Source organism: Luteolibacter sp., assembly GCF_039920825.1.
Classification (GTDB): domain Bacteria; phylum Verrucomicrobiota; class Verrucomicrobiia; order Verrucomicrobiales; family Akkermansiaceae; genus Luteolibacter.
Genome location: NZ_JBDSCX010000063.1, coordinates 62197 through 77871, shown reverse-complemented (window position 1 = coordinate 77871; position 15675 = coordinate 62197). Strand labels below are relative to the sequence as shown.

The following is a 15675-nucleotide window of genomic DNA, read 5'->3' as shown; positions in this document are numbered from 1 at the left end:
TCATCATGAAATCAAATCCACGATTCGTCATCGGGAACAAGGGCTTCGCGCTGATCGTGACGCTCAGCCTGATGATTCTGCTAACAGTGATTGCGGTCGGACTGTTGTCGCTTTCATCGATTTCCCTGCGGGCGACCAGCCGGGGGGATGCGATGTCGAAAGCACGCGCCAATGCGAGGCTCGCATTGATGCTCGCGATCGGTGACCTGCAGCGTACCGCGGGGCCTGACTCACGGATCACCGCTCCCGCCAATCTGGTGAATTCAAAGGTCGCTCCGGGAGTCACCGGAGTTTGGAAGGGATGGCGACCACCGTCTGCCAATCCGGACTATGCGGCGGCGAAAACCGGGACGGGTTTTCTCGGCTATCTGATGGCGAACCCGACTCCTGCGGATGCGCCTGATCCCTCGGTCCTTCCGACGGCTGCAAAAATCGAGCGACTTGTTGGACCTGGGAGCGTGGGTTCGGGCAACACGGCGAATGAGATGACCGCACCGGTGGTCGAGTTGGCGGGAACGAAGCCGAAGGTCGCCGTCGGCGGGGTGTCCTGGGTGATTTTGGACGAAGGGGTGAAAAGCCGCATCGATCTGCTTCCGGCCAAGGATGCCAACGGGATCGGTGAGAAGATCACCCAGGCGGGGGCTCCTTCGCGGAATGGATTCAATGCCGTCACCGATCTGGCGTTTCTCAAGTCCGATTCGAAGAGCGCACGGGACAAGCTGTCGGAGGTCCTTCCCAAATTGGTTAGTCTCAATCAGTCGGGCCTGGCGGGAAGCGGAACCAGTGCGATCGCGCCCTATTTCCACGACTTCAGTGTGGATTCCTTGTCGGTGCAGGCGGACGTGGCGAACGGTGGATTGAAGAGGGATCTAAGTGTCTTGTTCGACGCCACCAACCTGCCTGCCGACTATTCGACACGCTTCCTCTACTCGAATACCAGCACGCCGCTCGGATCCTCGGATCCTCTCTGGGCTCTCTACGCGGGGTATGCGAAAATCTATCGGAAGACGACGGCGCTGGACAATCCAAGCGTCGGCATGAAGGCGGTGGTTCCCCCCGGTTACGCCACGGTGGGAATCGCGGACAAGACGATCGGCAAGCCCCGCTATGAACCTAACATGAAGACCTTCAGAGGAGCCATGTTGATGCCCACGGTGGTGCGGATCGATACCGTTTTCAGTCTCTGCGCCAGGGACGCCCGCGGACGTGCGACCGGGGATTATCCTTATGATCTGCATCTGATGTACCTGCCGGTGATCACCCTGCACAATCCCTACAGCGTTCCTCTCCGTTTCACGAATATCCAGGTGGAGTTCGCGGACACACCGATCGGTTTCGAGTTTCTCGTGAACGGCCAGCCGGCTTCCAATTCCGGTTTGGTGGCGCTGAACGACCTTTATATCAGCGCGGCGGGACAGAAGAAAAATTTCGTCATGCAGCTTACCGGATCGCCCACATCGACGGCGGAAGTGGTCATGGGGGCGGGGGAAACGAGGGTCTTTGGCAAACCTTTCCCGCCGGGATGGACCTTCAACGATGAATTCAGCGGCGGGGCGAATGGCAAACTGATGTTCGACTGGCAGAGCAACAAGACGGGCGGCACCGGAACGCCCGCGCTAACAGCTCCCGGAATCATCACCGACGCGAAGAGCGGAGTGGGCTATGATGTCGACTGGCTGGCGACCGGCACCCGGGCACCGTGGCTGGTGGCGCGGGCGAAGGACGGCGTGATCCTTTTGCGAAAAGAGAAGGACGACCTCATCAGCGTTCGTTACGGCCCGAAATCTCCTGCGACGGCGAAAAGCGAAGGGTACAAATTCGGTGTCACGGTTCGACTGAACGGCACGACGGTGGGAACCACACAGGTTTTTTACAAGGATGAAGGCCGGTTGAGTTCGATTGTTTCCGAGGGGACATCTCCCCGCTTCCCCGACGTCCGGAGTTTTCCGGAAACCTATCCGAAGTCCGGGCGGGATGCTCCCATCACCACTGCCAGCATCTATGTTCCTAACAGTCAGGCGATTTCCGGCTATGTCACTCCCAAGGCATTCGCGGTTTTCAGCCTCGGCGTGAAGACGACCAAGGAATCCTACACATTATCGCGTCCGGTCGCCGATACGGGCCTGGCCATGCAGATGGCGACCTGCGATTTCACCACTTCCTCCAGCCAGGGCAGCAGTCCGCTGGAATTCGCGCTGACTCCTGTGCGCGGTGGTTCCGCCGCCATCCAGACGGCTGGCGACAAGGGCTTTTTCTTTGGTGGTCATGGCGTGATCAATGGCTCCACCGCTGCGACACTCTACGAAATTCCGTTAGCACCCCTGCAGTCGATCGCGCAGCTCCGTCACGCGAACGGCGCCAGCATCGGCAGCATTCCCTACGTGACGTATTCGGTGGGAGAATCCCGTGCGCATCCCGCGCTCCCCGCGGACTTGGCGATTTTCAAACCCGATGCCTCCCGGTCCGTCCTCGATCATTCGTGGCTTGCCAATGACCAGTTGTGGGATCGTTACTGGTTCTCCACCTTGGCGACCTTGGAGGGAACGATGTATACCGGTTCATCCGCCGCGAAAATCAATGAGCTGGCCACCGACTTTTTCAACGGCAGCCGTCATCTGCCTAACCAACGCAACGTTCCTTATATCCCGTCGGGAAGATCAGCCAAGGACGTCGCGGCAGCCGCGGTCACCGTCGACGGGAAACAAACCGCAGCCTGCATGATGACTGCGGGTGGTTTCAATGTGAACAGCACCTCCGTCGCGGCGTGGACATCCGTGCTCTCGGGGCTTGCGGATACCGGCGTGCCGCTCGCTTCCGGTGCGGACGAAACGGTTTCTTCCGGCGCTCCGTTTCTCAGAATGCGGAGGCCTGTTCTCGGCCAGTCAGGTTCACCCCGGGACAAGCTCTGGAACAGCTATCGATCTCTAACCACGGCGGAGATCAAGCTGCTGGCGGAGAAAATCGTCGCCGAAGTCAGGGCCCGCGGGCCGTTTCTATCCATGGCGGAATTCGTCAACCGCCGGCTCGGCCCTCCAGGCGACTTGTCGAACAAAGGCGCGCTGCAATCCGCACTCGATCAATCCGGCGTCAATGCCGTAATGGAGGACAACGCCAGACCTGTTAGCCCGTCCGATGTCGGCGGCTTCGGTTGGCAGAACCCGGGAGCCGTCACGCCCAACACCGGAACCGGAGCGCCGGGGGAAATCTCGCAGGGCGACATCCTCACGTCCATCGGCTCCTTCGCCACCGTGCGTTCCGATACTTTCCGCATCCGGGCCTACGGCGATGCCAGGGACGCCAGCGGAATAATCATCGCGCGGGCCTACTGCGAGGCCACCGTCCAGCGGGTGCCGGAGTATGTGGACACCGCGGAACTGCCCGAGGCCGCGGCAGCCCTGCCTGCCAACATCAATTTCGGCCGCCAGTTCAAGGTCATCGCCTTTCGTTGGTTGACCTCCGGCGAAATCTAATCCACACCCGCCGACCGTGAAAAAACTGATTCTCAAAATCCTTGTTCTCGGCGCGTTCAGCCCGGTCTTGTTAGCCCAGGACATCCGCAAGGTTCAGTTAAGAACCCTCTGCCTCGAACAGATCAAGGACCTCGAAAAAGTGGTTCTCGCCGCAGGCGACGGGAAATCGAAAGGCCAGGACGTCATTCTCTACACCGACATTTCTCCGGTCATCGAAGGCAGTTTCACCACGAATGAAGCCATCTTCTACATCGAGAAAACCGGGCCTGACGGCAAACCGCTGCAAGTGCCGGTGGGCAAGGCGACGTTGGGGAAATCCGCACGCCAGTTGTTTCTGTTCGTCCCGGGCGGGACCGGCGAAGGCAAGCTTCCCTACCAAGTCATCGCCTATGACGACGATCTGAAATCCTTCGCCATGGGAAGCGTCCGGGCGATCAATCTGGCACCCGTGCCGGTCCGCTTCGTCCTGGCGGGAGAGGTGACGCCGCAGATCCCGCCCGGCAGGTTCGCCCAGTTTCCCCATGCGACGAAGGTGGACGACTACAACATGTATCCGGTCGTCATCGAGTTTCTCAGCGCCAACGGCGAGTGGGTCAAAGGCCAGTCTGTGAGCTGGAAAGCCAGCGACCAGAAACGCGAAGTCGTCGTCACCCTCGTCGACATGAAATACAAACAGCCGTCGGTCCAGAATTTCGCCGACTTTCCGCCCTGGAACGGGCAGTGAGTCGGAAATCGGAGGGATTCCGGAGGGCTTCATCCTGCCATTGCGTCCATTGAGGTTACGAAATCCGCTCGAACGACGGCTTGCGGTCCGGGATTTCGATGTCTAGTTTCCCGGGTATCAGACACCTATGAAAGCAACTTTCCTCCTCACACTCTTCGTGTTGTCGTCGCCTCTTATGGCTCAGGACAAGCCGGCCGCTATCGAAAAAATGCCGGTCACGGGCAAGGGGGAGGCCGCTCCCCCCGACCTGATGCCGAACCAGAAGGCGTTCCTCAATCTGCCCGAGGAGAGCCGGAATGCGTTCCTCAAGGGTCTTGGTGAAGCCACCCGGCTCTTCCAACAGAAACGGGTGTTTGAAACCCTCGAGGAATTGGACAAGGTTGCGAAAATTTTTGAAGACAGTCCGGAGGTTTACAACATTCGCGGCAGTTGCTTCGTCGAGATGCGCGCGTTCGACAAGGCGTTGGTGGAATTCAAAAAGGCCGACGCTCTTGCCAAGGACAATCCGAGCATCGAATTCAACATCGCCGAGGTTTATTTCTGCACCAAGGAATGGAAAAAGTCGCTGGATCTCCTGCTGAAAATCCTGAAGGAGACGGGCGATCAGAACATGGCGCTGTCGCGGCTTGTGGAGTTCAAGATTCTGCTCTGCGAAAAGAAGCTCGGTATGAACGATGAAGCGAAAAAACTCGGGGATAAATACGATTTCCAGGACGATTCCCCGTTCTATTACTACGCGCAGGCGGCCTTGGCGTATGAGGACAATAACCTGGTCAAAGCCGAAGAATGGCTGGCAATGGCCGGCCGGGTTTTCCAAGACGCGAACGTGCTGGCTCCGTGGCAGGACACGATGGTCGAGTATGGCTATATCAAGAGCTTCTACGGTGAAGACGCCGCCGCTGAAAAGTAATCGCGGTGGCGGAAATTAAAGCGCGGGATAGCTGTTAGGATTCGGCGGCCGCGCGCTTGAGTTCCTCGATGAACGCCAGCAGTTGATCGGAAACTTTTCCTTCGCCGGACACTCCGGCGGCCACCTCGATGCGTTTCGGTTCCACCGCCAGCGGTCGTGAAATCAGCCGTTGTTTCTGGCCACGATCGATCTCGCTACTTTCTGATAGAAGAGCGATTCCGAGGTTGCCCTCAAGCGCGGCGGTGAGGCTGCTCACTCCGTCGAACTCTCCGGCGATCTTGGCCTGTAATTCATGTTCCCGGAAAAATCCGGTGATCCGGTCCCAATAGTCCGGATAGTGCTCGCGTTCGTAGAGCAGCAGCCGTTGTCCATCGAGGTCCTTCGCGGAGATGAGTTTCTTTTTGCCGAGCGGATGGCCTGCGGGCATGACTACCTGCCAGCCATATTCCCGCAGGGCGATCCAGTGGATGGGCTCTTGAAGTCCGGGGCATGGTGCGGCGACAATGAGGTCCAGTTTTCCCGTTTCCAACCCGATCCGCATTTCCGCGGACGACCAATCGTAAAGACTGACCCGCACCCGCGGGTGGAATTGGGTGAAGCGCCCGATCGCCAGCGAAAGGAACTCGCCTGCCAGGGAAGGAGCATAACCGACCCGCAACGGCTCGCCGACGGCGGTGGCTTTTACCTTCTCGACGAGTGAATCGAAGGATTTTACCAGTTTTCTAGCTTCAACTATCAGGACCTCGCCGGCAGGTGTTAGTGTGATCGAGTGCGCCCCGCGGTCCAGCAGGGCGGTGTCGAACTCCTCCTCGAGCGCCTTGATTTGACGGCTCAGCGCAGGCTGGGTGAGACGCAGTTTTTTCGCCGCGGCAGTGATGCTTCCAGCGTCTCCAACAGCCAGAAAATGTTTCAGTTGACGCAGCTCCATGCGGCGGATTTTAGCAAGTGGCAACGCGTGCGCCACCACGGAAACACCCGATGCGCAGAAATTGGCAATCCACGCGTTGCAAGGCGCTACGGAATGCGACAGGTTCACGCTATGGGACTCGAAAAAATCACTCAGAAGCTTCAGGAAGCTCTCCAATCGGCACAGAGCATCGCCTCGAAATCCGCCCACGCGGAGCTGAAAAGCGCCCACGTTCTGCTCGCACTGCTCCAGCAGGAAGGTGGAATTGCCACTCCGATTTTGCAGAAAGCTGGCGTCGATATCTCGAAACTCAAACTCTCCGTTACCGCCGCACTCGCCCGCGAACCGAGCGTGCAGGGAGCATCCACCCAGCCGCAAATCAGCGTCGGCCTCCGCGCCACACTCGATTCCGCCGACAAGGCCCGCGAATCGCTGGGCGACGATTATCTCAGCGTCGAGCATTTCATTCTCGGAGCCTTGAAAGGGGATTCGCCCGCCGGAAAACTTCTCAAAGAAGCCGGTCTCGACGAAAAGAAAGCCCGTGAGGCGATCACCGGAGTGCGCGGTTCCCAAAAAGTGACGGACGACAATCCCGAGGGAAAATATCAGACGCTTGAAAAATACGGCACCGATCTCACGGCGCTTGCCCGCAAAGGCAAAATCGATCCGGTCATCGGCCGTGACCATGAGATTCGCCGGGTCCTCCAAGTGCTTTCCCGCCGGACCAAAAACAACCCTGTCCTCATCGGCGAGCCGGGGGTTGGCAAGACGGCGATCGTCGAAGGTCTCGCCCGCCGCATCGTTTCCGGCGATGTGCCGGACTCGATGAAGGACAAAAAGATCATCTCCATGGACCTCGGTGGCATGCTCGCCGGGGCGAAATTTCGCGGCGAATTCGAGGAACGGCTGAAAGCGTTTCTCAAGGAAGTCACGGACTCTGACGGGCAAATCATTCTCTTCATCGATGAGCTCCACACCCTTGTCGGTGCCGGAGCCAGCGAGGGCGCGGTGGATGCGTCGAATCTCCTCAAACCCCAGCTTGCCCGCGGCGAACTCCGCACCATCGGCGCCACCACGCTCGATGAATATCGCAAGTACATCGAGAAGGATGCCGCTCTCGAACGCCGCTTCCAACCGGTGATGGTGGGCGAGCCCACCGTCGAGGATACCATCGCCATTTTACGGGGGTTGAAGGAGCGTTACGAAGTCCACCACGGGGTTCGCATCCAGGATGGAGCGCTGGTCGCCGCCGCCACTCTATCAGACCGATATATTTCCGGGCGGTTCCTGCCGGACAAGGCGGTCGATCTCGTGGATGAGGCCGCCGCGCGTTTGAAGATCGAACTCGATTCGATGCCGACGGAGATCGATGTGTTGGAGCGTCAAATTCTCCAACTGGAAATGGAGAAAAAAGCACTCGAAAAGGAAACCGACAAGGCTTCGGTGGTGCGGTTGGAAAAAGTCAGGGAGGAGCAAGCAAATCTCCGCGAGAAATCTTCCGGCCTGATGGCCCAGTGGCGGAACGAGAAGGCAATCATCGATCTCGTCCGGGCGGCACAGGAAAAAATCGAGACCCTCAAGGGCGACACCGAACGCGCCCAACGGATCGGCGATCTAACGCGTGCCTCGCAGATTACCTACGGCGATCTGCCTGAAGCCCATCGCGAGTTGGAAGCTGCCAAGGAACAACTCGCCCTGCGCCAGAATGAAGGCGCGTTGCTCAAGGAAGAGGTCACCGAGGAAGACATCGCCCGTATCGTTTCCTCATGGACCGGCATCCCAGTGAACCGCTTGCAGGAGGGCGAGAAACAGAAACTCGTCAACATGGAGCATCGGCTGGGCGAGCGCGTCGTCGGTCAGAAGAAGGCCATCAAGGCCGTGGCCAATGCCGTCCGCCGCGCACGTGCGGGATTCCAAGATGAGAACCGCCCGATTGGCTCGTTCATTTTCCTCGGCCCCACCGGCGTCGGCAAAACCGAGCTGTCCAAGGCACTCGCCGAGTTTCTCTTCGACGACGAGGGTGCGATGATCCGGATCGACATGTCAGAGTATATGGAAAAGCACAGCGTTGCCCGTCTGATTGGGGCGCCTCCCGGCTATGTCGGATACGAGGAAGGCGGTCAGCTCAGCGAACAAGTTAGACGCAAGCCATACTCGGTGGTGTTGTTCGACGAAATTGAAAAAGCCCACCCGGATGTCTTCAACGTCCTGCTCCAGGTCCTTGACGACGGACGCATCACCGATGGCCAGGGCCGCACCGTCGATTTCCGCAACACGGTGCTCATCATGACGTCCAACATCGGATCGCAGTTCATTCTCCACGAAGAGAACGCCGAGCAGCGTGAGGCCAAGGTCACGGAAGCCCTGCGCGGTCATTTCCGCCCCGAGTTCCTCAACCGCATTGATGAAATCATCATCTTCGACCGCCTTCAACGCAATGAGATTACGACCATCGTAGATCTCCAGCTCGCCCGCGTCCGCCAGCGCCTCGCCAAGCAGGGGCTAGGTCTCGCTCTAACCGAAGAGGCCAAGGAATACATCGGAGACAAAGGCTACGATCCGATCTACGGAGCTCGTCCGTTGAAGCGCGTCATCCAGCATCTATTGCTCGACCCGCTCAGTCTCGACGTTCTCGACGGGAAATTTGTCGATGGGGATGTGATCCAGGCCGACGTGGAGGGCGGGGGAATCGTTTTCAAAAAGTAACGGAATTCCACATCAGGTAATTTTCCTGAAATCCAAGTCGTGCCTCGCTTTTCCTTGGTCACCTGCTAAGGCTCCGCGCATGCATACCCTGCGGCCGGCGCTGTTCGCCACCCTCATCACCAGCCTCGTGGCTCCATCCGCTCACGCGTGGGATTACGAAGGCCATCGCATCGTCAATACCGCCGCGCTCGCTGCATTGCCTGCGGATTTTCCGGCATTCGTCCGCGAACCCGCTGCGGCTGAACGTATTGCATTTCTAGCGGGTGAGCCCGACCGCTGGCGAAATATGACCGATCTTCCGCTCAAACACTGCGCCAGTCCGGACCACTACTTCGACTACGAGCAGATCGCCAGTGCCGGACTCGACGTCAAAACCATGCCCGATCTGCGGTACGTCTTCATGTCGCAATTTGCCGCCGGCCGCGCCGCCCATCTCGCTGAATTCCAGGTTATCGACCCGCTGAAAAACGCCGATCACACCGCCGAGTGGCCCGGATTCGCTCCATGGGTGATCACCGAGTCCTATGCCAAGCTGAAGTCCGGATTTTCCTATCTCAAGGTCTATCAGGAAATCGGCACCCCTGCGGAAATTGCCAACGCGCAGGCCAACATCATCTACATCATGGGCGTCATGGGCCACTTCGTGGGCGACTGCTCGCAGCCCCTTCACCTCTCGAATCATCACAACGGTTGGGTCGGTGAAAATCCCAACGGCTATACCACATGGTCCGGCTTCCATGCCTGGATCGACGGCGGATTCGCCAACAAGTCCGGAATCAAGGTGGACGATCTCCTTCCCCGGGTCACGCCCGTCAAGCCGATGGTGATGGTCGCCAATCCGGGAGGTAGAGATCCCATGTTCGCCGCGGTCGTCGATTACATCACCGCCCAGCACGCATTCGTCGAGCCGCTCTATCAGCTTGAGAAAAGCGGTGCCTTGAAGGCGGAGGAAGCCACGACTTCCACGGTCGGGAAGAAATTCATCGAGGACCGTTTGCTCACGGGCAGCCAGGAACTTGCGGCGATCTGGTTCACCGCTTGGAAGGAGGCGGGGCCGGACGAATACCTGCGCACTCAATTGGAAAAGCGCCGTGATGCAGCCACTCCACCGCCCGCCGCGCCGCCGACTCCGTGAATGAAGCGGGTCACGTTCCGACGATCCGAAGTTGCAGCTCGATCAGGTCGTTCACCAGATGTCCGCCGGGATGGCGGAACCATTTTCCCGAACCGTAGATCACGTTCCATAGAGTGCGGTCGAAGGCCAGCGTTGCCTGCGCCGCCGGTTTGCCCTCCGCAGTAACTCCCGTGCAGGCCGTGAATTCCAGCGGATGGGAGACTCCCTTCAGCGATAAAACGCCCATGATAGTTAGATCGGGCGAGCCCGGCGTCGCGTCCGGCACTTCGATAGCGTCCGTGATCGCGAAGGTGGCTTCAGGGAATTTCGCGGAGTCGAAAAAATCGTGATCCATCAGATGCCGGATCAACACGTCGTGAAGCGCGTTGCCCTCGAGATCGATGCAGTGGATCGAGCACATGTCGATGACGAATCCGCCACCTGTTAGCCTGCCGGCTTCCATTCGCAACCAACCGGCCTTGAGGGCGATGAATCCCTCGTGACGGTTCAGCAGGTTGCGGCCGACCCAGCGGATCCGGCTTTCCGCGAGGTCGATGGGAAATTGCCCGTCCGCCGCGGTCGGCGGAGTCGTCGGGACCGAACCACCTTCCACGGGAAATCCCGCCGCTATCCAACCGTCGATGCCGTTCTTGAAATCGTAAACTTCGGCATAACCCAGTCGGCATAGTTTCTCCGCAGCCATCCGGCTTTCCAAGCTGTTTGCGTCAGCGCCATAGACACAGACCGGACTCAAGAAATCCGGAGCAATCTGCGGCATTCGCTCTGTGAAAGCGACTTCGAAGACGCAGTTGTTTTGCGCTCCCGGCAGGTGAGAGCCGTGAAAATCCTCTTCCAGTCTCACATCGATCAGTGAGGGTGGACGGGGCCCGGCCAGAAGATTCTTCAAATCCGCCGCTGCAATAGGAGTGTGCCTTTGGTCCATGAACCAATCAAAACCATGCTCTCTGGGGCGCAAGTGAAAAGCCGCCAGCCTTGGAATACCTGCGGAAATGCCGAAACTGCCACCGGTGGGACGAAGGGAATGTCCTTGCCCGTCGGGCGCGGGTCGGCTACCCCGAAGGAGTGAAGGCGACTCCCCCCCGCTTTGCTGAAAGCTCTGTGGCACTCATTTTTGCGTGTCTGCTTGCGGTTTTGTTAGGTATTGTGTCGGATGCCGCGGCGCAACCGGGTGGCTTGGATGCTCCACAGGCGGTCGGTGCTTTTTTCAACGGAACGTTCCCCCAGACCCCGCCCGGCGAGGCGAGCGGGTGGACGACCGCGAACGCATTTCCCAACCTCACCTTCATCGACCCTTTGTGGCTCACGCCGGTTCCCGGAACGGGGGACATGTTGCTCGTTGGTAAGAACGGCCAGTTGTGGCGGTTCGCTAATAATCCCGCTGTGACGCAGGCTCAGGTGGTCAAGGCGCTGGATTGGGCGTCCAAAACGCAGACGGCGGAAGACCAGGGATTTTACCGAATCGTTTTCCATCCTGAGTTCGGCCAAGCCGGCTCGCCCAACGCGAACTTCGCCTACGTCAGTTATAACTGCAAACCCGACCTGCCGGAAGCTGGACCGAATTGTTCGCTGTGGCGGGTCTCCCGCTTCACCTGGCAGCCCGCCACCGGCACGCTGGATCCTAACAGCGAGTTCGTCCTGATGAGTCAGTTCGACCGTGATCAATGGCACAATGGCGGCGGGTTGTTTTTCGACACTCAGGGATTTCTCAACATCATCGGCGGCGACGGCGGCGACAGTCCCGGAGGCGGTGGGCGGGACGGGCCGGATGCGTCGCTCAGCCGCACGCAGCGGCTTGATTTCGGGTTGTTCAGCGGTGTTTTTAGGATCGACGTGAGCAATAATCCGACGAAGTCCCACTCCATCCGCCGCCAGCCGCAGAGCCCGGCGGCCAAACCGGCGAGCTGGCCTGTTAGCTTTACCCAAGGCTACGGCATTCCGAACGACAACCCGTGGCTCGACCCCGGCGGCGGGGTGCTGGAGGAGTATTTCGCGCTCGGACTCCGCAGTCCGCACACCGCTCACTACGACGCGCCGAGCGGAGAAATCTGGATCGGGGATGTCGGCGGGGCGGAGCGTGAGGAGCTGTCGCGGTTGGTAAAGGGAGACAACGCCCAGTGGGGCTATCGCGAAGGATTGGCGGCAGGCCCCGGAGTCGCCGCCGTGCCGCCCATCGGGATTGATAAGCCGCCGGTGCTCGACTACGGGCGCTCCGTCGGGGGGTGCATCATCGGAGGAATGCGCTATCGTGGCTCAAAGTGGAATGGATTGTTAGGTGGCAAGGTGCTCTATGGCGACCTCCTCGTCGGCAAGATCTGGGCGGTCACGCTGGACGAGTCGGGAGGAAATCCGGTTTCCCAGCTCATCGTTGAGGGATTTCCGACCGGGCAGAAAGCGGGACTCGCGAATTTCTGCACGGACGCCGCCGGAGAGATCTATCTGATGAATCTGAACGGCACGAACCAGCCGGGCGGAACCATCCGCAAGCTGGTTCTCGAAGGGGTGGCGTCCGAGCCGCCGGCATTGCTCTCGCAGACCGGTGTTTTCACGAACCTGTCGACTCTGGCGGTGGCAACGGGAGTCATTCCCTATTCAGTCGCGAATCCGCTGTGGTCGGACGGCGCGGCCAAAAAACGATGGGTGATTCTGCCTAACAATGGGACCCACGACACTGCTGCCGAGCGGATCACATTCAGCGAGGAGGAGAACTGGGTGTTTCCCGCCGGGACTGTTTTCGTGAAACATTTTGAGGTGGCGACGAATGAGAACATTCCGTCGGTGGTGAAACGTTTGGAGACCCGATTTCTGGTCTGCACCACGGGCGGCGGGAAATACGGACTGACCTATCGCTGGAACGCCGCCGGAACGGATGCCGAGTTGCTGGCCGTCGGGGCGGGTGAGGATTTTACGGTGACCTTGAAAAACGGCGGCACGGAAGCCCGCCACTGGAGCTATCCTTCGCGGGGCGATTGTCTCCAATGCCACAACAGCGCTTCCGGGCAGGCGCTGGGGGTCAGGACGCATTCGCTCAACATGGATTTCTATTACGCGGCGACCGGCCGCACGGCTAACCAGCTCGCCACGTTCAATTCGCTCGGCATGTTTGATCACGCTCTAACGCCGCAGGAGTTGGACGATTTCATCGAGGCTCGCGCCATCGATGATGCGACAGCTCCCGTCGAACACCGGGTGCGTTCCTATCTGGATTCGAACTGCTCGCACTGCCACCGCCCGGGTGGTGCGGTGGACTATTTCGACGCGCGCCTCGGCACGCCGCTGAACGCGCAAGGCTTGATCAACGCGATGCTCAAAGGGCACTTCGATCTCGGTCCGGACGGCCGCTACCTCAAACCTGCTGATCCGGATTTGTCCGCGCTGCAAGTTCGCATGGCGAATGTCGGCAACAGCGCCGCCATGCCGCCGCTGGCGAAAAACCTCGTTGACCAGAAAGCGGTTGATTTGCTCCGTGGCTATCTCAACGGCCTGATCCCGGCTGAATTCGACACCATCCCGTCGCCCGAGGCGCGCTACGTTCGGTTGACCTCTCTATCGGAAGTGAATGGCAACACAATCACCTCGGTCGCCGAGTTCTCCGTTCTTGACGGAAACGGTTCGCCGATTCCGCAGTCCGTCCTTTCCGTTCACGACGTGGACAGCCAGGAGTTGATAGACGAGAACGGAGCGGCGAGTCGGGCGATCGACGGAGACATCGGCACCTATTGGCACACCGAGTGGGGGGATCCGCAACCACCACCGCCGCACCATCTCACGATTGATCTCGGCTCCTTGCGCAGTGTCGGGGGATTCGTTTACACGCCCAGGCAGGGAGTCCCGAACGGGCGGATCGGCAACTACCAGGTCCATTACAGTGCCGACGGTGTGAACTGGACCCTGATGACTTCCGGCACTTGGACGAACGATGAAACGGTCAAAATCTACAATGGTCTCGTCGCGAAACGAAAGGCGCGCTGTCAGATCGCCGGACCAGTCGGGTCCGTCCACGGAGCCTTCGATGTGACAGTGGTGTTTGACAAGGACGTCACCGACTTCACCGCGAGCGATTTGCAGGTCAGCGGGGGATCTGTCAGCAAGTTGCGGGGGAAAGGTTATTATTATGTGGCGACCGTTTCCCCGGTATCGGGAAATGTTTCGGTATCGGTTCCGGCCGACGCGGTTAACGCGAGTGAGCTTGGCAGTCGGGCTTCGTCGGTGTTGTCTGTGAACTATCAGGACGTTACTCCGCCGATCCCGGTGTTCACCGGTGTGCCCGCGCAGGTCAACGGACCGTTTCAAATCGGCCTTGAGTTTGGCGAGGCGGTCACGGGGCTGGATGCGTCGGATTTCCTGGTGACCAATACCACGCTGAACTCCATCGTCGCGTCGGGAACTGGTTATCTGCTCAATTTTACGCCACTGCTCACCGGATCGGTCGGTGTCGAAATCCGAAGTGGCGCCGTGCGCGATACCGCGGCTCTTCCGATGGGAGCCGGCACGTCGGTCTCTATCCAATATTTCCAACAGATTCTCGCGCGGAATGCCGCGGAAACTTCCTATCTTGGCGGTGGCATGGCGATCGTCACCGATGCGGCGGCTCCACACGGCAAGTATTTGTGGCTGCCGGACGGAGCTTATCCCGGCAACTCATCGCTTCCAGTGAAGACACAGCATCGTGCGGAATATACCTTCAATGTTCCGCGTGCGGGTCAGTGGCTCGTCCGTGGACTGGTCCGGCCACCAAACACCTCGAGCGATACTTTCTGGGTGGAAATTGACGGGAATCAGGCGCTCGGCACCGTCAGCCAGTGGGTTTTGGCTCCCGTCGGTGCGAGTTACAACTGGGATTACCTGAACAGCCGCAATGTCGCGGATCCGGTCACGCTGACGTTAACCACTGGCACCCACATCGTCACGATTTACGGAAGGGAGGACGGAGCGCGTCTCGACAGGCTTGAACTGGAAAGCGTAAGGCCACTGGCCGTCATCACCACGGCGAAGGCGGTCGTGGATGGTCCGTTCACCGCGAATCTGGTATTTTCCGCAAGCGTTACCGGACTGACAGCCAGTGATTTCACAATTACGGGCGGTTCGGTGGCATCGGTCACCGGTTCAGGGGCTACCTACGTCCTTTCCGTCGTGCCCACCTCTGAAACCGTTGTTCTGACCTTGCCACACAATGCCGTCGTGGATTCCACTGGGGCGCTGAACTTTTATTCGAATACCCTGACGGTGACGTGGCGGAATTCCTTCCGCCAGTGGGCATTCGACAGCGGCGTCAGCAGCACGGATGCCTCGCTTCTGGCGGACGAAGATGGCGACGGTATCGGCAAGTTGCTGGAGTTTGCGTTTCATCTGGATCCGGCGAAAGCGGATTCCGCCACCTATGATCCCGCGTTTCATCCGGGCTCCGGACTGCCGAGGATGATTCTGACTCCAGGGGGACTTTCACTTCAGTTCCTCCGGCGCAAAGGGGTGGCTGGTTTGAGCTACCGGGCCCAGTTCGGCTCCCGTCCGGACGATTTTACGGACGCTGTTGCAGCTCCCGCGATCGAGCCGATTGATGCGGATTGGGAGCTGGCTACGATTCCCGATCCCGCCGGTGCCGACCCCGTCCGTCGCTTTGGGCGGGTGGTCGTCACCATGGCGGTACCTTGAAAAAGGTTATTTCTGGAAATCTTTTGTTTTCAAGTGACTGTGCGAATTTTGTGGGTGTTTTCCGGGTACGGGGATTGAGTGTGAGGAGATGTGGGGTTTCAGGTTCTTCTGATATCAAAGCAGGGTGAATCTAAAAGTGCGGCGATCGCTTTTTTGGACTTGTCATGGACGCTT

At 59.2% G+C, this 15675-nt stretch carries 8 protein-coding genes; 6 read left to right on the top strand and 2 right to left on the bottom strand.

Features of this window, described 5'->3' with window-relative positions; genetic code table 11:
- Nucleotides 1-5: 5 nt before the first annotated feature.
- The 3 genes from ABIQ96_RS18795 to ABIQ96_RS18785 all read left to right on the top strand — a co-directional run bounded on the left by ABIQ96_RS18795 (nucleotide 6) and on the right by ABIQ96_RS18785 (nucleotide 5104).
- Nucleotides 6-3470, top strand: a complete 3465-nt coding sequence (locus ABIQ96_RS18795; RefSeq protein ID WP_348216171.1) for a hypothetical protein — start codon at nucleotides 6-8, stop codon at nucleotides 3468-3470.
- Between the two features lie 16 nt (nucleotides 3471-3486).
- Nucleotides 3487-4194, top strand: a complete 708-nt coding sequence (locus tag ABIQ96_RS18790) for a hypothetical protein (RefSeq protein WP_348216170.1) — start codon at nucleotides 3487-3489, stop codon at nucleotides 4192-4194.
- A 127-nt stretch (nucleotides 4195-4321) separates the two neighbouring features.
- Entirely contained in the window at nucleotides 4322-5104 is a 783-nt protein-coding gene (locus ABIQ96_RS18785) for a hypothetical protein (RefSeq protein WP_348216169.1), read from the top strand.
- Between the two features lie 34 nt (nucleotides 5105-5138).
- On the opposite strand, the gene ABIQ96_RS18780 is transcribed toward ABIQ96_RS18785, so the two are convergent.
- Complete coding sequence (locus ABIQ96_RS18780; RefSeq protein ID WP_348216168.1) at nucleotides 5139-6032, bottom strand: LysR family transcriptional regulator; 894 nt, start codon at nucleotides 6030-6032, stop codon at nucleotides 5139-5141.
- A 111-nt stretch (nucleotides 6033-6143) separates the two neighbouring features.
- On the opposite strand from ABIQ96_RS18780, the gene clpB reads away from it, so the two are divergent.
- Nucleotides 6144-8717 (top strand): ATP-dependent chaperone ClpB, encoded by a 2574-nt coding sequence (clpB, locus tag ABIQ96_RS18775; RefSeq protein WP_348216167.1) that lies wholly within the window; start codon nucleotides 6144-6146, stop codon nucleotides 8715-8717.
- Between the two features lie 79 nt (nucleotides 8718-8796).
- The gene (locus tag ABIQ96_RS18770) at nucleotides 8797-9852 is read left to right on the top strand and encodes a hypothetical protein (protein WP_348216166.1); all 1056 of its coding nucleotides are present in this window, start codon (nucleotides 8797-8799) and stop codon (nucleotides 9850-9852) included.
- 10 nt (nucleotides 9853-9862) lie between these two features.
- Here ABIQ96_RS18770 and ABIQ96_RS18765 read toward each other — a convergent pair whose 3' ends face one another.
- Entirely contained in the window at nucleotides 9863-10774 is a 912-nt protein-coding gene (locus ABIQ96_RS18765; RefSeq protein WP_348216165.1) for a YceI family protein, read from the bottom strand.
- A 176-nt stretch (nucleotides 10775-10950) separates the two neighbouring features.
- Here ABIQ96_RS18765 and ABIQ96_RS18760 point away from each other — a divergent pair, with 176 nt between their 5' ends.
- Complete coding sequence (locus ABIQ96_RS18760; RefSeq protein ID WP_348216164.1) at nucleotides 10951-15501, top strand: Ig-like domain-containing protein; 4551 nt, start codon at nucleotides 10951-10953, stop codon at nucleotides 15499-15501.
- Nucleotides 15502-15675: the final 174 nt, after the last annotated feature.

Bases quoted from the DNA above. Each gene is read 5' to 3' on its own strand.
- ABIQ96_RS18780 (WP_348216168.1), bottom strand. From the start codon at position 6,032: ATGGAGCTGCGTCAACTGAAACATTTTCTGGCTGTTGGAGACGCTGGA.
- ABIQ96_RS18795 (WP_348216171.1), top strand. From the start codon at position 6: ATGAAATCAAATCCACGATTCGTCATCGGGAACAAGGGCTTCGCGCTG.
- ABIQ96_RS18765 (WP_348216165.1), bottom strand. From the start codon at position 10,774: ATGGACCAAAGGCACACTCCTATTGCAGCGGCGGATTTGAAGAATCTT.
- ABIQ96_RS18770 (WP_348216166.1), top strand. From the start codon at position 8,797: ATGCATACCCTGCGGCCGGCGCTGTTCGCCACCCTCATCACCAGCCTC.
- clpB (WP_348216167.1), top strand. From the start codon at position 6,144: ATGGGACTCGAAAAAATCACTCAGAAGCTTCAGGAAGCTCTCCAATCG.
- ABIQ96_RS18785 (WP_348216169.1), top strand. From the start codon at position 4,322: ATGAAAGCAACTTTCCTCCTCACACTCTTCGTGTTGTCGTCGCCTCTT.